This window comes from Mangrovibacterium lignilyticum (genome assembly GCF_010882175.1).
GTDB classification, from domain to species: domain Bacteria; phylum Bacteroidota; class Bacteroidia; order Bacteroidales; family Prolixibacteraceae; genus Mangrovibacterium; species Mangrovibacterium lignilyticum.
The window spans coordinates 152,564-173,809 of sequence record NZ_WKLH01000002.1; the positions used below are offsets into that span (position 1 = coordinate 152,564).

The following is a 21,246-nucleotide window of genomic DNA, read 5'->3' on the forward strand; positions in this document are numbered from 1 at the left end:
TTTGTTTTTGGCAGATACTGCTCCTGTTTTTAACTGTTTGAGCGAAGGATTTGCTTTCCGAATTTGTGTTTAGGAAACCGGTTTACGGGTTTTACTTCGCTACCGGGCAAAGCTCCGCCAGGCCCCGCCAGTCAGGGCTTTTTTACAAGATTTATCAAATAGTTTAGGATGTCCGTATTCGGAGGTGGCCCGCGTGAGTTAAAGCGCCAGATGGTGACCAGCTTTCCTTTGCGGCAGGCCGGACATTGCAGACGCATATCGGGGCGTTCGGGAAGTTTGATGCGTCCGAGTTCCTGTTGCAGCAGTTCTACGCAAACTTTTTTGAGCGTACTGCTCAGGATGCCGTAGTGACGAATGCGGGTAAAGCCGCGTGGCAGGATGTGCAGCGAAAAGCGCCGGATAAACTCTTCTACACTAAGGCTTAGCAGGTATTTGGCTCCGCCCCGGCGGTAATCTTTAGCCTGGAAAGTCACCTGTTCGTTTTCGATACTTCGGATACGGTGGTTGCTGATGGCAATTTTGTGGGTGTAACGTCCCAGGTATTCCACCACTTGTTTGGGGCCGAAGAATGGTTGCTTGCAGTACACCACCCAGGGCTTGGCAAACAGTGCTTTGTACAGCCCGGCATCATCGACCTTGGCAGCTCTTAAATTTTCAACATACTTAGCCCGGAACACTTTACTCATGGCCTTTACGGGGAACAGGAATTTATCCTTTCCCCGGGCTGCTTTCCACTTGCCGGAGGTGTTGATTCCGCCACCGGGAACAATGCAGTGCAGGTGCGGATGAAGCGAAAGGTTCTGCCCCCAGGTATGCAGTATGGCAATCATGCCCGGTGCGCCACCGATGAACTTCGGATTTGCAGCGAACGCTTTTACCACTTGCCAGGCAGTTTGAAACAACAAGCTATACACCAGTTTGGGGCGATGCAATGCCAGTCGGTTCAAGTCATCGGGCAAGGTAAATACCAGGTGATAGTATGAAGTTCGGAACAGTTCCTTTTCCCGGGCCTGCATCCACTGTTCGCGTTTGTGTCCCTGGCATTTGGGACAATGCCGGTTGCGGCAGCTGTTGTAACTGATATGCAGTTTCCGGCACTTGGTATTATCGCACACATCGACGTGCCCGCCCAAAGCAGCTGTGCGGCAAACCGACAAAGCCTGCAGAGTTCGCAGTTGCTAGCTACTGCGGCAAAGCTGCTCAAGCCGATGCGCTTGATTATGCAATACATCGGCCACTTCAAAAGCCGGCTTCATGACTTGGGGTATAAGCGGTCGAGCGGGCTGAAAGCTTTATCGCGCCCCAGCTGCGCGATATGCAGGTACATCAGGGTGGTATGGATGTCGACATGACCGAGCAGGTCTTTCAAAGTCATGATGTCCATGCCCATTTCCAGCAGATGGGTAGCGTAAGTGTGGCGAAGCGTGTGCGAAGTTACCCGCTTCTGAATCCCGGCCCGTTTCACAGCCTGGGTAATGACCCACTGCACACCGGTTTCAGAAAATTGCTGTAGCTGTCCGGTATTAGTTTTTCCGTTAAAGAGCCACACATAAGGAGGCTCAGCCTGCAGATAGGCGCGCAGTCCACGCATCAAGTGCCCGCCAAGCGGCACATAACGGTCTTTTCGGCCTTTGCCTTCGCGAACATGCAACTGCGAACGGTCCAGGTCAACATCGGCCAGTTTGATGTTCAGCAGTTCGTGGCGACGTAGTCCGCAGCCATACAGCAGGCCCAGGATCAACCGGTGCCGAAGCAAGGCCGGTGCTCTGAGCAGTCGCCTGACTTCCTGTTGACTCAATACAACGGGCAGCTTCTTCGGAAGCTTCATTTTTGGCAGGAACACCTGTTTTTGCGGCATCCCCATGGCCCGGTAAGCAAAACGAAGCCCGTAAACAGTGTGCTTAAAGTAGCTTTCGGAAGGTGTGCGGCTTTGCGTTTTGACCAGGTGGAGGTAGTCCAGCACCTGATCTTCCTCAAGATCCAGTGGATTGCATCGAAAGTGAAGGGCCATCGTGGCCAGGCAACGGGAATAGTTGTCAAGGGTACTCTTACTTTTGCCTAAAAGCTCAACATGGCGTTGCAGCTTTTCATAAACTTGCTTAAATTCAGGGAGTGAAAAACAAGCTTGCTCAATTAACGTGGTGCTTTTTTTTCATAATCAACAGATTTTATTGATGAACACTAAAGGTACTGGAGCCTGAGCACTTTAGCTACCTTTAGGTTTCGTTCAACAATTAAGTGTTCGGCCAGTGCGCAGCACAGTGGCTGAACCGGGTGTTGACGTCCTGTCCGGCGGCCAGACAGGAACCCTGGATTGATAGCTGAAACAAGTATGATGGGTTTTTCAGATCGGAGATAAGCTGTTTTGTCTGACCATGCTGGTTTGGCTTTTTCATAGAATGACCGATATTAGATGAGCCGGATGACGGGAGACTGTCAAGTCCGGTTCTGTGAGAGGCTTGGGGGGAAATTCCCCTTGCCGACTCGATGCCGAACCGTTCGCGGCAACCATGTGCGTGACACAATGAATATTATAAAATTAAACGCATGAAAATTAACTTACTCCTTTTTATTTGTTCATTTTGGTTTCTTTCAAAAGCATATTCGCAAGAAGTAGTATCACTTCATCCACTTTTTATAGAGCAGGACGCTGTGTTAATACCTGAAATCGAAGGTTCATGGTGCATTGAGGGGATAGACACGATTTCAATTCAAAAAGCTGGAGATAATTTCTATTTATTGAAATATGGTAGTGAAGCAAACCCATCAACATTTGAAGCCGTCTTTTTAAAAATCAAGGATCAAATATATCTGGACCTTAACGGTGTATTCCCGGATACATTAGGGGATGAATATTATAGAAATACCTTCCTTTCGGTTCATTCGTTATACAAAATCGAAATTTGTAACGACACTTTGCAGCTTTTTGAACCCAGGTATGCCTGGTTTTATAATTATACGATGCAAAATGATTCACCGCTTAAATATGAATGGGTGAAAAATGGCATGTTGTTAACCTTCAAAACGGATGAATTAAAATCATTTTTTGCAGAACAGAACAATAACCAGGAGCTGTTTGACAATCCTACTTCATTTATAAATAGTCGTTCTGATAATAAGGGGAAAGAAAATAGTATGCTAGATGGATCAACTGTTAAATCATCCAGCGGTATCTCCCAAACATGTATTCCTCAATTTCCTTTTAAAGATGGCTGGTTTGGTGGTGATGGTGATGTGTCTGTTCCAATAAATGCAACGACCACTTTATTTATTTTTAGTGATACTTGGGTAGGAACAAAAAATCAGCAGAGCAGAATGGAACCGGGTATGAAAATGGTCAACAATTCTGTCGCTGTTGAAACTTGTTTGCCAAATGGAGAAACCGATGTGAAATATTACTGGAGAAATAAATATTCTGAGCATCCAAAACCCATTTTTGAAAGCTTTACCAATCGATATATTTATTGGGTGCCACAGGCATTTATGATGAATGACAATCTCTATGTACTATTGGAAAAGGTTGGGCCCCGGTTAGCTGCACCTCCAAAGGCAACTTTTAATTTTTCCCTTTTAGGATACACGCTGGCAAAAATAAGCAATCCTGACGCTGCACCGGATAAATGGGAAATCGAGTATACTCCTTTACCAGACTTTGGATATCCATCCAAGAGTATAGGAGCCTATGTAATATTGGATGGCTACTTCTATTTCTTCGTAAGCCGCCATGACAAGGCTCAGGTGCTGGTCAGGAAACGAGTCGATGTCTTTGATGATCCTCAAAAACCCTACGAATATTTTGCCTTGAACAAGAAATGGAACGAAGGTTTAAACACAAATGATATGGATACGCTAATCAATGGATTTAGAACCACTACAGTTAACTATCATCCGGAAATGAAACAATGGGTAATGATTTGTGATATTAGACCTTGGGACAATAAAATAAAAATGCGAACGGCACCTGAATTAACCGGTCCATGGTCGGATGAAATAGATATTTACGAAATCCCCGAAGTAACGCCTGGCAATCCTTCTTATACCGAATCAAATTTTTGTTACCTGCCACGGGAATGCATACAAAACTATGATACTGCCCGCCATCAAATGCTCATTACATACGATATCAACAATCCGGATTTTTCCATAATAAATGCAAATCCTAAAATTTATACTCCAAAGGTAATTACCATTCAATTAAAGTAGAATGGTAGCCGCTAACAAATAAGTGTTCGGCCAGTGCGCAGCACAGTGGCTGAACCAGGTGTTGACGTCCTGTCCGGCGGCCAGACAGGAACCCGCGATTGATAGCCGAACCGTTATCTCGGAAAATTCAAGCTGTTGGAATTATTTCGTTTCTCAACACTTTCATTCTATCAGCATTTTAATAATTTTGGAACTCGCTTGCCCGTAAACAAGAAGGTACATTCGCATCCGGACACAAATAAGAGCGACATCGATACCTGTCTGTTCGATGAAAGGCTTCTATAATATTAAAATTTATACCCAATGAAATTAGTGACACGATTACTTTGTTTGGCGATTTTTTCCATTAGTATTCTCAGTTGTCAGCAGCAAAAGGAACTGTTTGTTGATCTCGACGGTACGGTTCTCAGCAAGGCTGATGTCAGTGGCAGCGATGCGCCCTATCTACAGATTCAGAACTCCAAATTATCCAAAGGAGTGCTTGTGTTGTATCCGGGCAGTGGCGCCGACAATGGATCTATGTCAACGGTATTTCAACAATTGGGTTTTTCGGTTGCCAGCTTGAAAGGTGACAGCCTGAAACCTGCCGATGCGATCAAAGCTTTTCGCTTGATCAAGTCAGGGGTAAATCTCAATTTAAAAACAGATCACACGACTTTGGTTGGTTATTCCAACGGCGCAAAATTGGCCGCTTTAACGGAATACGAATTAGATGAAAACGAGCGTCCGGACGATTTGATTTTGATTAACCCAGCCAATTTCGATGAGACAACACCGGGGATTGTCTTTCCGGTAGTTAATCCTCCGCTGACAACAAAAACAAAATTATTATGCATTGCCGATACCTTGGTGCTGGATCAAACAGCGTTAAAAGCGGCAAGTGAATACACCAAAACATGGATTGGATACGACGGCGTGGCCTTCCGGCAGGCAATTGGAGACGCGCAAGACGGAGCTTCCAGAAACAACGGGTTGATTGCTGTTTTGACTTCCTTTTTGAACGGAGAACTTGTTTTACCAACGGTAGCTGAAAATCCAGCGGCTGTTCCGGTTGAAGGTTATTCGCCCAAACGCCATTCTGAGAAGGTCGCGCTGGTTAAAAATCACAAATACGATTTGCTGTTTGTCGGCAACTCGATCACCAACAATTTTGAGAAACCGGCATATCAGCCAGTCTGGAACAAATACTATGGTTCTCGCAATGCTGTCAACCTGGGCTTTTCCGGTTATCGCACCGAAAACATCATCTGGAATATTGAAAACGGGGAGCTGGAGAACCAGTCGCCGAAAGTGATTGTGCTGGAGATTGGCACCAACAATATCGATGAAAAGAATTACCCGACACGCCATACGGCAGGGCAGTTGGCTGGAGGTATTGAAAAGATTGTGAGCCTGCTTCGTGAAAAATGTCCCGAGGCGAAAATCATCGTGCTTCGTTGCTTCCCGGGATGTTATGGCGGACCAAACCCAACATCGCATCGCCGGATATTGGAACGGGCTTCTGATTTGGTTTCTCATTTGGCGGATGGCAAGCACGTTTTTTACTGCGATGTCAACCATGTTTTTCTGAATATGGATGGCTCGATCAATCACGACATGTTGGGTGATTGGTTACATCCCACGCCAGCTGGAGCCGAGGCCTGGGCCCAGGCGATGGAACCGCTGCTTTCGGAATTGATGGGAGACAAATCGCAAGACGATCAAAAACCCCGGAATACAGCGATCATTCCGGCTTCGAAACTCGAGCAGGACAGTTACGACTGGTGGGTGCGACACAACGATGTACTAGCGGTCAAAGATTCATTGAATCCGGAGATTGTTTTAATTGGAAACTCCATCACGCATTTCTGGGGAGGCCAGTATCCGCCGCTGAAATATGCCGACGGAACTTCACGGAAACCGAACGGCCCAAACTCGTGGAAAGCGACTTTTGGCGGTCATCGGGTGTTAAACCTGGGATTTGGATGGGACCGTACGCAGAACGTGTTGTGGCGACTGGATCATGGTGAGCTTGACGGGCTCGATCCCAAACTGGTTGTGATACACATTGGCACCAACAATACCAGCGATACAAAGAATGCACGCATAAACACGGCTCCAGAGATCGCAGAAGGCGTTAAAGCGGTTTGCATGCGTGTTCGGTCGAAAGTACCACGAGCCAAAATCGTTTTAATGCAAATTATGCCACGCGAAGAAATGCCCGATAACCCACGCCGGCTGATGATCAACGAGACGAACAAAATTCTTCAGCAGTTTGCCAGCGAAAATGAGATCACCTTGCTGGATATTAGCTCACAAATGCTGACTCCGGAGGAAATTCTAACGAAGGAAGTTGCCGGCGATTTCTGCCATCCAACCGATGCGGGCTATCAAATCTGGGGAGACGCTTTGCGGTCCTACATCGACGGCAAAAGCCAACAAATTAAATAAGCCCGGCCACCCATCTGCGAAGGGCCCCACTGGTATCGTGGTATCTTTGCGATTCCCGAGGCTCACTTCGTTCAGGGGCGAGTTTTCCGGCTCCTGGTTGCAAATACGGATAATTATTCTTTTATATCCTTTAGCCGGACGGGCTGTTACTTTTTGCCTGCAGTCGCAGAAAAGCTTGTCAGGCTTTGACTGATAACCAAAGAAGACCGCGCTGCCTGAAAAATTAGCTAAAAACCAGGGTGAATCTAAAATCAAAAAACTCCTCCTTGTAGTCCGTCGTACCTATGGACTACCGTTCGTCAAACAGTTTTTCAAGCAAGTAAAAGGGCCATTGAAATTTCACTAAAAAGCATTAATTTACTAAGTACATTAATGCCATTTCGCTATGAAAAGGATACTTACTCAATTTTCGCTGAAAAAGCGTGTTCTGATGTTTGTAGTCGTTATGGTGCTGGGGGTTTCCGTTCTGCAGGGACAGCCCGCAAGCTACGGTGATATCGGTGTCGGTGCCGGATTAAGTTATGGTGGACTGGGAACACGGCTCACCTACAAGCCCATCGAACAATTGGGCCTGTTTGGTTCTCTTGGGTATAATTTCGATGCTCTGGGATATAACGTTGGGGCGCAGGTGCAGGTGCTAAGCCAAAAAAAGCTGAGCGCATACCTTACCGGTATGTACGGATACAATGGTGTATTGATTGTTGACGCGATCGGGATGAAAACCAAAACAACTTATTTTGGTTTTTCGACCGGTGTTGGTGCCGCATTCAAACTAAAGGAAAAATCATTCCTGTGCGCCGAAATACTGGTGCCATTTCGTCCTCAGGTCTTCAACGACGCGGTAGATGATCTTAAGTTGATCGGTTACGATATTAAAGAGCCGCTGCCGATCGCCATTTGTATTGGTTATCATTTCAAATTTTAAATTGAAGAAAATGAATCCAAGACTGAACCGCAATAAAAGCAGACTTAATCAAGGACTTGTGGTGCTTGTGCTGCTTTGCCAAAGTGTTTTGCTGAATTCCTGTTTCGAGAATCCGACCCCGCCGGAACTCACAACCCGGCCAATAACGGTTGTTGATCTCTATACGATAACGAGCGGCGGAACGATAACCGACGACGGAGGCTCGGAGATTTTCCAGAAAGGGATTTGCGTAAGTCTCGACAATACGCCAACAATACAGGATTTTTTCTACTCGATTGATGGTGTTGGCAATGCTGATTTCGTATCGACTGTAGCGCTGGAGCCGAACACCACTTTTTACATTTGTGCTTACGCTGTTAATGGCGCGGGCATCGGCTACGGAAACATTTTATCCTTCACACAGTCTTATGTTGAAGTCGTTATCATGGATTTTGGTGATATTACCGGCAATGAAGCCTTTATGCGCGGGCGACTGGCAACGAGTCAAACCGTTACGTCACGGGGAGCCTGCTGGGGCACTTCACCCAATCCGACCATCAACGACAGTAAGACCGAAGCAGGCAGTGGCTCCGGAATTTTCGAAACTACCCTTACCGGACTAGAACCTGGAACCAGGTATTATACGCGCGCATATGCCGTTGCGAACTCCGAGGTTTTTTACAGCGACAACTACGAATTCACAACGCTGGGATATCCGCTACTGACAACCAAAGAAATCAGCAACGCAGGCACGTTCATCATTTCAACCGGCGGCGATATTCTTTCACAGGGGCTCATTCTAAATGCCGGGGTTTGCTGGAGCACTTCACCTTGGCCAACCATTGCTGACAGCAAAACCGACGACCAACTCGTTCTGAACTCATCCACCGGCAATTATAATACATTCAACAGCGACCCATACGGACTGTTACCGGCTACTACGTACTATATAAGAAGTTACGCCACCAATATTGCCGGTACCGGATATGGAAACGAAATTGCCATTACGATGCCCGATGCAACGGTTTACGATTTGGACGGGAATCCCTACTCGGCTGTAACGATTGGCACACAGACCTGGCTGGTCGAAAATCTCAGGACCACCAAATATGCCAATGGCGATCAGATCCCCAATGTGGTGAATACGAATGAATGGCAGAATGCCACATCCGGTGCCTGGTGCTACTATGAAAATCTGGCCGATTATGCCGTTCCATACGGCAAACTGTATAACTGGTATGCTGTAACCGACGCCCGTAATGTTTGTCCCGCAGGATGGCATGTTCCGACCGACGCAGAATGGCAAACACTCATTACTTTCGTGGGCGGCAGTGATGTTGCCGGCAATGCCTTGAAGGAAACAGGAACTGCACACTGGCATCCCAATGATTTGGCAACGAACAGCAGCGGGTTCACGGCATTGCCCGGAGGAGCTCAAAGTGCATTTATCGGAACCGGATATCCCGCAAACAGCCTGGGAATGTTTTGGACTGCAACACCTGTTGATGGCGAAAATGCTTACGGTTATTATTTATTCGATGGCTATCAATCCATCAATCAGCAGGGCTATGTGAAACAAACAGGGCTTTCGGTGCGATGTGTCAAAGATTAACAGTCGATATACACCGGATTGCCTGCGCCAATAAGCCATTCGCGAGGGGAGACCTGTCTGCATGAACCTGACGAATGACAAACGAAGTCCCAAACTTACCGCAAATTTGCCCCTTACCGCGTTTTGCCCACCGGCAATTGGTTCCCCGGCGGCTGGGGAGAGCATTGCTCATCGGCAATTGGTTGCCCGACGGATGGGGAGGGCATTGCTCACGGGCCAAGGACCCGGCAAAACCAATCGCCCCGAATCAACCATTTGTTGCTTTCGACCTGACAGCCAATGGGCTGCGCGGACATTTGTTGAACCTTTATTAATAAGTTAAATGCAGCAATCGCCTGCTGTTTGGGTTGAATATGCTAAATTGACCGTCGAAATAAAAACCGCTAACCAAGCCCCCAGGCCCGGATGAACAGTAATTCATTTCAGGCAGGAAGTCAGTCCTTGAAATTGTTGAGAAATCCGATGAAACGACCGATTGTAAAGGCTTTCGGGGTTTGGTGATATAAGGGAAATAAGCGGCGGGTGTTATATACATAGCGGTTGAACGTTAGCACACATATGGTAACAACAAACATTTTTACCAATGAATAAAGAAATATCAAATGTATTATTTAGCGTATTGACAGAGTGCCGAAACGATGGATTTGTAGTTCTAACCAAGGATTCTCCAGTTGAGCTAAGAGAAGCAATCAATGAAGCAAAAGCAAGAAATTGGATTTGTAGTAAAAATCCATATAGCTACGAATTGACGCCAACGGGAATAGATATTCTTGACTTTAGTTCTCTTGATGAGTATTTGGAACATCAGAGAATTATACACGAATCAAAGAAAGTAATACAACAGCCAGTAATAAATGCTGTGAATGTTTTGTATGGAGAAAATCATGGGACTATTAACCAATCATCATCCCATGATAAAATCACAAAAATAAATTCAGTAAAAAGACATCGGAATAAACTTTTTAAAATACTGAAGACGATTATTATAGGGATTATTATATGGTTGATTACCCAGTATATTCTTATGCCATTTTTTTCAGGAAATTAAAAAAACAACCGCAACTAAGCGTTCGGCTAGTGCGCAGCACAATGGCTGAACCCGGGACTGATAGCTTCTCCGGCTTCAGGCAGGGGAGCGCCGGGTGCATGTTAAAGATGACTGTGAAAAAATAAAATTACTACTCAATATCGCCTGAAACTACAAAGGGCAATTCTAACTAAACTATCAAAAAATGATCTTATTCGAATTTAAAAACCGGCTTCGTTATTCATTGTTGCTTTGCGTTCTTTTGTTTGTAAGCCAGCAAACGACTTACGCGCAGGCTACCCGCCAAACCTATAACTTCAACGCCGGCTGGAAATTGTATGTTGGCGATCCGGAGGGGGGCGAGCAGGCAAACTACGACGACTCAAAATGGAAAAGTGTGACGCTTCCGTATGCCTGGAACGAGCAGGAAGCTTTTCAGAAAGATATCCGGGAGCTTTCAACGGGCATCGCCTGGTATCGAAAAACGTTTGTATTGCCCGAAAACGACCGTCATCCGAAAATATTTCTCGAGTTTGAAGGAGTCCGCCAGACCGGCGAATTCTATGTGAATGGCACCATGGTTGGTTTACACGAAAATGGGGTCATGGCGGTTGGACTTGATATTTCACAGCTGGTAAAACCTTACCCGGCAATAAATGTCGTCGCCGTTCGCACAGATAATGATTGGGAGTACCACGAGCGTTTTTTCAAGCAGAAATATCAGTGGTCTGACAAGAATTTCAATGCCAATTACGGAGGCCTTCCAAAGAATGTTTACCTGCACACGGCGGCTGATGTCTATCAAACGCTTCCGCTTTACTCAACCCTGGGAACTACCGGTGTGTATGTTTATGGCACCGATTATAACATTCCCGAAAAATCAGCCACCATTCATGTTGAATCGGAAGTGAAAAATGAAAGCTCCAAAGCCGTTGTGGCCGGTTTGGAAATAACCGTCAACGACCGCGATGGCCGGGAGATTGCGAATTTTAAGGGCACCCCCCGGATGATTTCACCGAATGGGATTCAAACCCTGTCGGCTTCGGAAGCGGTCAGCGGACTCGAGTTCTGGAGCTGGGGATACGGTTACCTCTACCAGGTTACATCGAAGGTGGTGGTTGACGGAGCAACCATTGACGAGGTTCCTGTTACAACCGGTTTTCGGAAAACAGCTTTCCAAAACGGGATGGTTTACCTGAACGACCGCGTCATCATGATGAAAGGTTATGCGCAGCGTACCAGCAACGAATGGCCGGCGGTGGGCATGTCGGTCCCCGCCTGGTTAAGCGATTACAGTAATCACCTGATGGTTGAGTCGAACGGTAATTTTGTGCGCTGGATGCATATTACGCCCTGGAAACAGGATGTGGAATCGTGCGACCGGGTGGGCTTAATCCAGGTAATGCCGGCGGGTGATGCCGAACGCGATGTTACCGGTCGTCGCTGGGACCAACGCTGCGAGGTCATGCGGGATGCGATCATTTACAACCGGAACAACCCGAGTATTCTTTTCTATGAGGGCGGAAATGAAAACATCAGCGAGGAGCATATGGCTGCGTTAAAGCGCATCCGCGACACCTACGACCCCAATGGCGGGCGTGCAATCGGCAGCCGCGAAATGCTCGATAGTAAGGTCGCCGAATATGGTGGGGAAATGCTCTACATCAACAAGAGTGCCGGAAAGCCTTTATTTGCTACCGAATACTCGCGCGACGAAGGGCTGCGTAAATATTGGGATGCGTATACGCCTCCTTATCACAAAAACGGAGAGGGTGGTACGTTTGCTCATAACGTCAATGGCAGCAAAGTCACCGATGCGAGCGCTTACAACCATAACCAGGATTCGCATGCCATTGAGAATGTTATTCGTTGGTACGACTATTATATCCAGCGTCCCGGCACAGGAACGCGGGTTAGCAGCGGTGGGGCAAATATTATTTTCTCCGACACCAATACGCATTATCGCGGAGCTGAAAATTACCGCAGGAGCGGCGAGGTTGATCCGATGCGTCTTCCGAAAGATAACTTTTTCGCCCATCAGGTGATGTGGGCCGGCTGGGTCGATCTTGAAAAGCAATTAACGCATCTAATCGGACACTGGAACTACGAACCGGGAACCGTTAAACCAATTTATGTGGTGTCGGGCGGCGACAAGGTCGAATTGTTTATTAACGGCAAATCGCAGGGTCTGGGCGAAAATTCATACCGCTATCTGTACACTTTCCCGGCCGTCAAATGGGAAGCAGGGGAGATCAAAGCGATTTCCTACAATGAAGCCGGCGAAGCGGTTTCCGAAGATGTGATCAACACAGCCGGCGAGCCTGTTGCGCTTAAGCTAACAAGTGTGCAGTCGCCGGTTGGTTTTAAAGCTAATGGTGCCGATTTAGCGCTGATTCAGGTTGAAGTGGTCGACAAAGACGGGCAACGTTGCCCAACAGCGCTTAACCCGATCAAGTTCGATTTATCCGGAGAAGGAGAGTGGCTGGGCGGTATTGCCAAAGGTCCTGATAACTATGTCGGCGCGACAACTTTTCCTGTGGAATGCGGCGTGAACCGGGCATTGATTCGCTCAACAACGAAGGCCGGTAAGATTAAGGTCAAAGCGTCTGCTGCCGGGCTCGAGTCTGCCAGCATTGGACTGGAAACGATCCCGTTTGCCGGAAAAAACGGTTTGACGACCGAGCTGCCTTCAGCTGGATTGAAAGGGAATTTGTCGAAAGGGCCAACTCCTTCGACGCCATCATACCGGGTTTCCCGCGAAACAATTGCGATTACAGCTGTTAAAGCCGGGGTCAACCAGGAAACAGCGCTGAATAGCATCGATGATAATGAGATGACAGAGTGGACGAATGATGGTAAAATGTCAACGGGGTGGATTACTTACGAGTTTGCGAAGGAAGAACAGATTGATGCGGTCTCGCTGAAGATGACAGGATGGCGAAGAACCTCATATCCGATCGATATTTTGGTGGATGGCAAGAAAGTTTGGGAAGGCGAAACAGCGCGCAGTTTGGGCTATATTCTAATTCCGGTTTCACGTACTGTTGGGAAAACAGTAACCATCAGACTTACGGGAGCCGGAAGGGATGAAGACGCTTTTCAAAATATGATTGAGCTGAGCGGAAACAAAGAGCTTGACGGATTTAAAGATCCGGAGGGCATGGATACCAAGGGCCAATTGCGTATTGTTGAAGCTGAAATATTCAAAAAAGTTGAATAATAAAAACGGGCAGTTCCGGAATAATTCGGCTGCCCGCTTTTTATCCTTTTTTAGCAATCTGTACTTTAATGAGGTGGAATTGAAGGCGCTATAGCAATACCCGGTAAGGTATAACAACGTTTTGCGGAAAATTGAATCGTCAAATGCTACGCTGCCAATTGGTATCTCGGTGTGTGATCTTTTCGTCTGTCGTTCTTGCTTGCCCTTTGGCGGTTCTTGATTGCCGGCGTAACATCAGCTATATTAATACCATTTTTCAACCATGTCCTTCAGGAACGCCAGGCTTCCTTTGGCCAGGTCTTCCGAGTTATATGTCGATGGTCTCCATAGCGAGGTCGGTCCAATTAACGCCTTTATTTCCGATGAGAAATTTTCCAGAACTAACGGTCCCTGGTAGTTAATCTCTGCCAAAGCCTTAAAAAAATCATCCCAATGCACATTTCCTTCACCGGTCATGCCCCGGTTGCTTTCCGTAATGTGGATGTGTTTCAGACGGTCGCCACACCAAATAACCGGATCGTAAAAATTGTCTTCTTCAATGTTCATGTGGAAGGTATCTAAATGAACTCCGATGTTCGTAGCCTTTGTTTCATCAATTAAATTCAGCACCTCTCCGGCGCTTGTGAAAACATAGCTTTCGTAACGATTGATGGGTTCCGGTGCAAGCGTGATTCCGCGTTCGGCTGCATAAACCGACAGTTCGGTAAAGACCTCGTTGATAATTTTCCGTTCCCCGGCAGTACAGGGTTTCCCGGTAAACTTGCCAATAGCCGAATGCAGCACACCTCCCAGAAAATCACCTTCCATTTCGGCAACAAGATCAAGCGCGCTTTTTATCAAACGCAAAGCCTTTTCGGGATAAGCGGGCAGGTGGCAACTCTGCGGAATATTTAACGTTAACCGACATTCGATACCGGCTTCCGTCAGTTGTTTTTTCACTGTCTGAACATCAAAGTCTAACAATGAAGGCAGACAGATCTCAAGCATATCGAATCCATATTCTGCAGATTTCTGTATGGCATATTTGCCACCTTCGGGAGACCATGATGGAATAAACGATAAGTATGAAGTTCCAAACGTTGGCATAATTGTGAGTTTATTTGGTGAAAAATTAGAATAACCACATTTCAGTTTTAATCCCGATGTAAGTTCCCCATCGCTGGTGATTCAGTTGCAGGTATGGGGAGTATTGGTTGTCACCGGCAAAATCGTTGTAACGTGCAGCAGAAAATACAAGACGAATATGAGGGCGGCACCATGGATTCTTTTTCCCCAACGGGACAATGGAAGGAGCGAAGGAAAATTTCAACATGGCAGCAGTTGGATTATCGCCGTCTTTGCGCGTTGCATAATGCGCTTCATTAATCAAGTGTAACCAGTCGGTGGCATAATAAAGTGAACGAAAACCAAGTACAAAATCCGTTTTTTGGTTATAGATCTCGTTACCGTCAAAGAATAGTGCTTTGTCGGTACTTGAAGCACCGCCTTTACTCCGGGTAAAAACACCATATCCGTTTAAACTAAACCTTTTATGCAGGTTTAATAGAAAGTGCTCAACCAGGGTAAACGAATATGCACCGGCATATTTGCCGTTGGTGTCCGGGGCGCCATAAGTAGCCCAGGTCCAGGTATTCCCGTTATCGCCACCATTGGCAATTCCGGCACCATAGCGAACGGCGATCTGGTTAAACGATCCGGGCATCGTCGTTTTTAAAAGGGAATTAAATTTAACTCCTGCTACCCAACCTTTATCTGACGGATATGAATAATTTGCATCTGCGGAATTCGCCGCCACACTGTGATATTCACCCAACAGCTTAAGCGAGTTGCCATTCTTAAAATGCAAGCTGTGTTCTCCAACAAAAACCAAACGCTGGCGAATAACGGGATTGGTCGCTCCTTTTACGGTAATTTCGTAGTTGTAAGGATAAACACCCGCCGAATCGGACGACGAGGGCATATAAACGGCCAGTTCGGTGTTCTTATAACTAAATCCTGCCCCCTGAGCCGAGTGATCATCGAAATAGAAATAGTCGCAAATATGGATGTCATCATAACGTCTGAAGCGAACACCTGCCCAGGCCGACCAGTCACTTCCCATGATATTCCGTGCTTCGATGTATGCTTCGGGCAGGATAAACGTTAGTCCCTCGGGAGAACGCGAACTAACATTTCCCATAAACTGGCCATTCGCCGAATACATTCCCAAACGCACCTGAAGCGTAACATCCGTCGTGTCTTTATTATAGGTCTGCGGCGTAAAGTGTATGGCAGGTAGTAAGTCGATATAATCGTATTGTTCCATTCTGCCAGCCAACGAACCCTGCCCTGACAGGTTTAATGGTTTCCATTGATTTCCCTCTCCGTTGGGCGAAAGTCCGATACCAATACGTCCGGTTGTTCCCATCGAGAAATTTGTATTGGTAATCACAACCTGCGCTTCCGCTGAGAGACAAAAAGTGATCATCAAGACGATAAGTTGGATTTTGTGTTTCATGATTAGGTTTTTTTTACAGCCAAAACGGAGTGAGATTTTGACCGGATATATGATTGCTTTAAAAGTTTCAGTGAATAGATTGGCTGAATGTTTAAACGTTTAAACATTCAGCCAAAATAAAAATCAGGCAAGAACCTCTTCTTCCGTTTTTTCTTTGTACCCAACCATACCATAATAGGCTATAAATGCAAAGCAGATCAGCGGGATTACAATGGCATTGCCGATACCGAAATACACCGATACTAATCCCATAACGGGAGTCAACAAAGCACCGCCAATGATTGCCATCACCAAAACCGATGAAGCCAACTTGGTGTGCTCACCGAGTCCACGAATACCTAATGAGAAGATTGTCGGATACATAATCGACATGAAGAAACTGGTAGCAACCAAGGCCCAAAGTCCAATTGTTCCGGGGAATGCTAAAGCAACTGCAATTAGCGTAACATTTAAGGCGGCATAAAGCCAAAGTAAATTGTGCCCTTTAATTCGTTTTAACAAGGCCGTTCCGATAAAACGTCCTGCTGTAAAGACAACCAACGAGATTGTCAGGAAATTAGCGGCGTCTTTTTCCGATGTGCCTGGAATTGTTTCCTGGATGTAACGAATCAGGTAGCTCCAAATACAAACCTGGGCACCAATATAGAAGAACTGCGCAATTACGGCCATTCGGTAGTGTCGCTTGCTAAGTATAAATTTCAAGGTTTGGCGGGTCGAAACTGACGATTGTGTTTCTTCGTCGCGCACGACCGGAAATTTTGTTAGGAAAATCACCAGTGCAGCGACTACGATTGTCAAACCAATAATCAGATAAGGCATTTGTACGGTGTGAGCTTCAGCCGTGTAATAAGCTTGGACGGCCGCATGCGACATGCTTGCCAATTCTTCTTTGCTATGCTCAACACCGGTTAAAATGAAATGCTGACCGATTAAAATACCGGTAACACAACCAATCGGATTGAATGCCTGGGCCAGGTTTAGCCGAAAAGTGGCGGTTGCCGGGTCTCCCAAAGCTGCCACATAGGGATTTCCTGCAGTTTCAAGAAATGTCAGTCCGGAAGCGATAATAAACAAGGCAAACAGAAAAAAGGCATAAGACTCTAACTGCGCCGCCGGATAAAAAAGAAAAGCACCGGCCGCAAATAGGAACAATCCCGTCACAATGCCAGTCTTGTAATTAAACTTTTTCATGACAAGCGACGCCGGAATGGCAAAAAGAAAATACCCCAGGTAAAAAGCGGACTGAACTAAACCGGACTCAAAATCGGTCAATTCAAATGTCTTTTTGAACTGCTTAATCAGGATGTCGTTTATACTACTTCCCATTCCCCACATAAAGAACAGGCTGACAATAAGAATAAGTGGCAAAATGTAGCTATTTGCCTTGGATTTGGATGGCGCAGCGGATTTTGCGCTAAGACTAAATGTTGTCATTATTGATTTGTTTAGTTAGTTGATTTTAGACAGAAATACTCGTGCTCAGGTTGGCAAATTGCTCCAATTCATCAATGGAATAGGAAGGGCAGGCTCCCTCATTCGAAGCAACAAATGCCCCCAGGGCTGTCGCATAAGACATGCTTGTGTCAATGCTTTCATTTTGAATTTTGTTAGCCAGAAAAGCGGCCAGAAAAGAATCTCCGCTTCCAACTGTGTCTTTTACATCGACTTTGAAAGCCGGGAAATTGTAGGTATTGTTGCTATCGTAATAGGTCGCTCCACAACTTCCTTTTGTCACAATGACTTCCCCAATGCCAAATCTTTTCTGTAGGAACCGGACAGAAGTTGCTTCGTCGGGCAGATCGTTCTTGTACCAAGAAAGGATCAGGTCAAGTTCCGAGTCGTTTAATTTCAGAAGATTACACTGCTGCAATAAATATTCAATAACCTCTTTCGAGTAGAAAGGTGGGCGCAGATTGATATCGAACACTTTATAAGATGCTTTCTCCAGTAGTTTATAAAGTGTATTTCGGGAGGCTTGGCTGCGGGTAACAAGCGTTCCGAATACAAAAGCATCCGATTTTTCAACCATTTCACCAGATTGATTGCATGGCTTAATTTGGTCCCAGGCAACATCGGGGTGGATCACATAGGTCATTTCATGATCATCTCCGGAAATGGCTTCGACAAAGCCTGTCCGGTACTGTTCGTCAACCTGACAATTTTCAGTCGGAATTTTCCATTCTTCAAGTAGATCCAAAAGAGCTTTACCTAAAGCGTCAGCACCAACACGACTAATCATCCGGCTATCAATGCCGAATTTTTTCAAGTGGTAAGCAACATTCATTGGAGCACCTCCCGGTTTCGAACCGTCGGGGAAGATATCCCAAAGTACTTCTCCGTAACATACAATCGTTTTGACGTTTGATTTTTTTGATTTCATAATTGATGGATATTTAAGTGCATAATCAGTTTAATCGTTTAAGCAACTGGTGAAAAAAAATATTAGCCTGTTGTTGAATGCTGAATGACCAGTTCTGTTTGTAAATTAACAGTAGTCTCAGTTGGAACACCGGATATCGCTTGCTGAACAAGCTTTACGGCTTCAACTCCCATTGCATTCATCGGTTGATTGACGTAGGTAATCGTAGTGTAAAACAGATCGAACGCGTCGGTTTTGTCGAAAGCGATGACAGCTAATTGATCGGGAATCGTAACCTGAAGTTTATTCAGATATTTCAAACCGGAAATCGCCAATAAATTGGAGAGGAAGAAAATAGCTTCGACCTTATTTTCAGGGTTTAAAAACGCCGTAATTGCAGCCTCTACATCTTCCTCAATATTTCCCAAACGAACTTTCCCAACTGTGGCATTTCCGTTGCAACTTTCCAGGGCACCCCGCAAACGTTCTTCTAAGTGGAATAAGGATGTTTCGTAAGTAACAATGCCAATTCGCGCGATGTTATTTTCTTGTAAGTGCTTTATTGCAGCCTCTGCCGCTGAATAATTATCGATAGTAACCGAATTGGTCGAAATTTCAGGAAAATAACGGTCCAGTAATACAAAAGGGATTCCTTTTTCCTTTAAATCGGAAACAATCTCTTCCGAGTTTTCAGGGAGCGATAAGATTAGTCCATCGACCTGCCGGTTTAAAAATAATTGGATTAAGCTTTTCGATTTTTCAACCTGTTCATCGGAGCTTCCGATGATAACAGTATATCCGAGTTTATTGGCTTCGTTTTCAATAATCCGGGCTATTTGAGACGAAAAGGGGTTAGCAATATCGGCCAATAGCAAACCAAGAGTATGCGTTCTGTTGGTCTTTAAACTTTTTGCAATTTGGTTTGGGCGGTAGTTTAACTCTTCTGCTACAGCTTTGATCTGTGCTGCAACCTCTTTACTGATTCTACCTTCCATTTTACCATTAAGGACATAGGAAACCAGTGCTGTAGAAACCCCAACTTTTTCGGCAATGTCTTTTAGTGATACATTCTTTTTCATACAGGTAGAATTCAGAGATCAAATTGGCTTTTATTAATTTGTCACTACAAAGCTATTGTTTAAACGTTTAAGCTCGACAAAATATGCTCCAAAACACATCGTGTGATTCGGTATATCGTGAGTCAGCTCGAATGATTCACAATGGAAAGACGTGGAGACAGTCGATATTTAGCATTTCAACGGAGTTTCTCTGTTTTATGTCTCAGAAATTCATTCGACGATCGTACTTCCATCGATTCCATGAGTGCCTGTGTTTTTCTCCCTTTATGCCTCCCGGTTTTCTATGATCTAACTTTTTATTCCGAAGCCCATTCTTTTATTGATGGATCAAACTGGTCGGTGAATTCATTAATTTACATCAGTTTACTTATAGCATAGAACTCTGGTGGAGCAATTTCCCCCGCTTATTTGGCAGAGAAAGAACAAAGAATATTCATCCAAGACGCACGAGTTATCAATAAAATTCTATTTTTGACGGAATTAATACTTAAGAGAATCACATTATGAAAGAACTTTTAGAAAAGATTAACGCAGAGATTGCTTTGTTTCAAGAGAATGCCGGATCACAATCAGAAAACGGCAACAAAGCGGCAGGCACTCGTGCACGTAAATCAAGTTTGGAATTGACAAAGCTTTTGAAGGAGTTCCGTCAAGTTTCACTGGAAGAGTCTAAAAAGTAAATCCCATTCCTCTCTGCTCATTCCTTTTGAGCAGGGAGAATTCTTTCTCCCGCTCTGGGTGAATCGGACTCTCAAATTTCCGAAATTTAAATTAGAACAATACAGGCACTTATCCAGAAGTGGTTAAAGATGAGTTTTGGACTAACGACCTGGAAACTGATCGACAGAGATGTTCGTTTTGGCTTTTCTTTTGTTTAGGCGGTTTGGACTCACCAAACACGCAGCCTTTTGAGATTGATTAGCAAAATCGATTGAATTATTTCTTTTACTTTTAGCTGATGTTAGGCTAGTAATTCCCATTTTTAACAGCTACAATTTAGCAAACGAGAGAAAACGTTATGATACAGGATTTATTTGACTTGAAAGGAAAAGTGGCCTTAGTAACCGGTGGCGGTCATGGCATAGGGATGGCTATCGGGAAAGTATTGGCACAGGCCGGGGCAAAAGTATGTATCAACGGAACTTCAGCGGAAAAATTGGTAAAATCGAAGGCTGAATTTGCAGAGGCCGGAATTGATGTGTTCACCGTTGCTTTTGATGTCTCCAATGAGCAAAGTGTCGATGAAGGCATTTCTCAGATTGAGCAGGAGGTAGGACAGGTCGATATCCTGGTAAACAATGCCGGGATTATTAAGCGGGTGCCGATTCTTGATATGCCGGTGGACGACTTTAAACAAGTACTGGATATTGATCTGGTTGGACCACTGATTGTCTCGAAGCGTGTTGCTCCGGGCATGATTGCGAAACGTGCCGGTAAGATTATCAATATTTGCTCGCTGATGAGTATTTACGGCCGCACGTCGGTGTCGGCTTATGCGGCAGCCAAAGGTGGCTTGAAGCTGCTGACCGCTAACATGGCTAGCGAGTGGGCAAAATACAACATTCAGATCAACGGTATCGGTCCGGGTTACATTGCGACTGCTCAAACGGCTCCAATCCGCGAGGGGGGACATCCGTTCAATGACCTGGTGATGGCCCGAACACCGGCCGGACGCTGGGGTACTCCGGAAGATATTGGCTATGCAGCCCTTTTCCTATCAGCAAAAGCGAGTGAATTTGTCAATGGTCAATTGCTCTTTGTTGACGGTGGCATTACAGCCAATTTTGGCTATGTGAAGGGTGAAAACGACTTGTAATTAATGGAGTAGGAGTTCCTCTGCTCTTTGATCCGTTATTTCTATTATTCGCTGTTGAGGGGAGTTATTCTCCTTCTGATGTTTGAAATAGCACAGTGA

15 protein-coding genes and 1 pseudogene are annotated in these 21,246 nt (G+C 45.5%); 9 read left to right on the top strand and 7 right to left on the bottom strand.

Features of this window, described 5'->3' with window-relative positions:
- Positions 1 to 131 precede the first annotated feature (131 nt).
- Positions 132 to 1,256: pseudogene (locus GJV22_RS08020) on the bottom strand (IS91 family transposase).
- Complete coding sequence (locus GJV22_RS08025) at positions 1,253 to 2,011, bottom strand: tyrosine-type recombinase/integrase (protein ID WP_163711392.1); 759 nt, start codon at positions 2,009 to 2,011, stop codon at positions 1,253 to 1,255. The pseudogene GJV22_RS08020 and the gene GJV22_RS08025 overlap by 4 nt, the downstream one beginning before the upstream one ends.
- Positions 2,012 to 2,547: 536 nt before the next feature.
- On the opposite strand from GJV22_RS08025, the gene GJV22_RS08030 reads away from it, so the two are divergent.
- From GJV22_RS08030 to GJV22_RS08060, 7 genes are all read left to right on the top strand, one after another.
- Complete coding sequence (locus GJV22_RS08030; protein ID WP_163711395.1) at positions 2,548 to 4,203, top strand: hypothetical protein; 1,656 nt, start codon at positions 2,548 to 2,550, stop codon at positions 4,201 to 4,203.
- A 303-nt stretch (positions 4,204 to 4,506) separates the two neighbouring features.
- Complete coding sequence (locus GJV22_RS22150; protein ID WP_205461795.1) at positions 4,507 to 6,633, top strand: GDSL-type esterase/lipase family protein; 2,127 nt, start codon at positions 4,507 to 4,509, stop codon at positions 6,631 to 6,633.
- Positions 6,634 to 7,018: 385 nt separating this feature from the next.
- The gene (locus GJV22_RS08040) at positions 7,019 to 7,558 is read left to right on the top strand and encodes a hypothetical protein (protein ID WP_163711398.1); all 540 of its coding nucleotides are present in this window, start codon (positions 7,019 to 7,021) and stop codon (positions 7,556 to 7,558) included.
- 10 nt (positions 7,559 to 7,568) lie between these two features.
- Positions 7,569 to 9,149, top strand: coding sequence for an FISUMP domain-containing protein (locus GJV22_RS08045; protein WP_163711400.1), 1,581 nt, complete (start codon positions 7,569 to 7,571; stop codon positions 9,147 to 9,149).
- A gap of 74 nt (positions 9,150 to 9,223) precedes the next feature.
- On the top strand, positions 9,224 to 9,463 hold the full coding sequence (locus tag GJV22_RS08050; protein ID WP_163711403.1) for a hypothetical protein: 240 nt from the start codon (positions 9,224 to 9,226) through the stop codon (positions 9,461 to 9,463).
- Positions 9,464 to 9,732: 269 nt separating this feature from the next.
- A complete protein-coding gene (locus tag GJV22_RS08055) occupies positions 9,733 to 10,197 on the top strand; it encodes a hypothetical protein (RefSeq protein ID WP_163711406.1) in 465 nt (154 codons plus the stop codon).
- A gap of 184 nt (positions 10,198 to 10,381) precedes the next feature.
- Entirely contained in the window at positions 10,382 to 13,396 is a 3,015-nt protein-coding gene (locus GJV22_RS08060) for a glycoside hydrolase family 2 protein (RefSeq protein WP_163711409.1), read from the top strand.
- Between the two features lie 243 nt (positions 13,397 to 13,639).
- Here the strand turns inward: GJV22_RS08060 and GJV22_RS08065 are convergent, their stop codons facing one another.
- The 5 genes from GJV22_RS08065 to GJV22_RS08085 all read right to left on the bottom strand — a co-directional run bounded on the left by GJV22_RS08065 (position 13,640) and on the right by GJV22_RS08085 (position 19,331).
- Positions 13,640 to 14,482, bottom strand: a complete 843-nt coding sequence (locus GJV22_RS08065; RefSeq protein WP_205461796.1) for a sugar phosphate isomerase/epimerase family protein — start codon at positions 14,480 to 14,482, stop codon at positions 13,640 to 13,642.
- Between the two features lie 25 nt (positions 14,483 to 14,507).
- A complete protein-coding gene (locus GJV22_RS08070; protein WP_163711412.1) occupies positions 14,508 to 15,893 on the bottom strand; it encodes a carbohydrate porin in 1,386 nt (461 codons plus the stop codon).
- Between the two features lie 123 nt (positions 15,894 to 16,016).
- Positions 16,017 to 17,327: an L-fucose:H+ symporter permease gene (gene fucP, locus GJV22_RS08075; protein WP_163711415.1), complete on the bottom strand. Its 1,311-nt coding sequence runs from the start codon at positions 17,325 to 17,327 to the stop codon at positions 16,017 to 16,019.
- 25 nt (positions 17,328 to 17,352) lie between these two features.
- Positions 17,353 to 18,273, bottom strand: coding sequence for a carbohydrate kinase family protein (locus GJV22_RS08080; RefSeq protein ID WP_163711418.1), 921 nt, complete (start codon positions 18,271 to 18,273; stop codon positions 17,353 to 17,355).
- 62 nt (positions 18,274 to 18,335) lie between these two features.
- Complete coding sequence (locus GJV22_RS08085; RefSeq protein ID WP_163711421.1) at positions 18,336 to 19,331, bottom strand: LacI family DNA-binding transcriptional regulator; 996 nt, start codon at positions 19,329 to 19,331, stop codon at positions 18,336 to 18,338.
- Positions 19,332 to 19,834: 503 nt separating this feature from the next.
- Here GJV22_RS08085 and GJV22_RS08090 point away from each other — a divergent pair.
- A complete protein-coding gene (locus GJV22_RS08090) occupies positions 19,835 to 20,011 on the top strand; it encodes a histone H1 (RefSeq protein ID WP_163711424.1) in 177 nt (58 codons plus the stop codon).
- Positions 20,012 to 20,349: 338 nt separating this feature from the next.
- Positions 20,350 to 21,147: a gluconate 5-dehydrogenase gene (locus GJV22_RS08095; RefSeq protein WP_163711427.1), complete on the top strand. Its 798-nt coding sequence runs from the start codon at positions 20,350 to 20,352 to the stop codon at positions 21,145 to 21,147.
- The last annotated feature ends 99 nt before the right edge of the window (positions 21,148 to 21,246 follow it).

Coding starts and splice junctions, on each gene's coding strand:
- GJV22_RS08025 (WP_163711392.1), bottom strand. CDS start 2,011: ATGGCCCTTCACTTTCGATGCAATCCACTGGATCTTGAGGAAGATCAG.
- GJV22_RS08030 (WP_163711395.1), top strand. CDS start 2,548: ATGAAAATTAACTTACTCCTTTTTATTTGTTCATTTTGGTTTCTTTCA.
- GJV22_RS22150 (WP_205461795.1), top strand. CDS start 4,507: ATGAAATTAGTGACACGATTACTTTGTTTGGCGATTTTTTCCATTAGT.
- GJV22_RS08040 (WP_163711398.1), top strand. CDS start 7,019: ATGAAAAGGATACTTACTCAATTTTCGCTGAAAAAGCGTGTTCTGATG.
- GJV22_RS08045 (WP_163711400.1), top strand. CDS start 7,569: ATGAATCCAAGACTGAACCGCAATAAAAGCAGACTTAATCAAGGACTT.
- GJV22_RS08050 (WP_163711403.1), top strand. CDS start 9,224: ATGACAAACGAAGTCCCAAACTTACCGCAAATTTGCCCCTTACCGCGT.
- GJV22_RS08055 (WP_163711406.1), top strand. CDS start 9,733: ATGAATAAAGAAATATCAAATGTATTATTTAGCGTATTGACAGAGTGC.
- GJV22_RS08060 (WP_163711409.1), top strand. CDS start 10,382: ATGATCTTATTCGAATTTAAAAACCGGCTTCGTTATTCATTGTTGCTT.
- GJV22_RS08065 (WP_205461796.1), bottom strand. CDS start 14,482: ATGCCAACGTTTGGAACTTCATACTTATCGTTTATTCCATCATGGTCT.
- GJV22_RS08070 (WP_163711412.1), bottom strand. CDS start 15,893: ATGAAACACAAAATCCAACTTATCGTCTTGATGATCACTTTTTGTCTC.
- fucP (WP_163711415.1), bottom strand. CDS start 17,327: ATGACAACATTTAGTCTTAGCGCAAAATCCGCTGCGCCATCCAAATCC.
- GJV22_RS08080 (WP_163711418.1), bottom strand. CDS start 18,273: ATGAAATCAAAAAAATCAAACGTCAAAACGATTGTATGTTACGGAGAA.
- GJV22_RS08085 (WP_163711421.1), bottom strand. CDS start 19,331: ATGAAAAAGAATGTATCACTAAAAGACATTGCCGAAAAAGTTGGGGTT.
- GJV22_RS08090 (WP_163711424.1), top strand. CDS start 19,835: ATGAAAGAACTTTTAGAAAAGATTAACGCAGAGATTGCTTTGTTTCAA.
- GJV22_RS08095 (WP_163711427.1), top strand. CDS start 20,350: ATGATACAGGATTTATTTGACTTGAAAGGAAAAGTGGCCTTAGTAACC.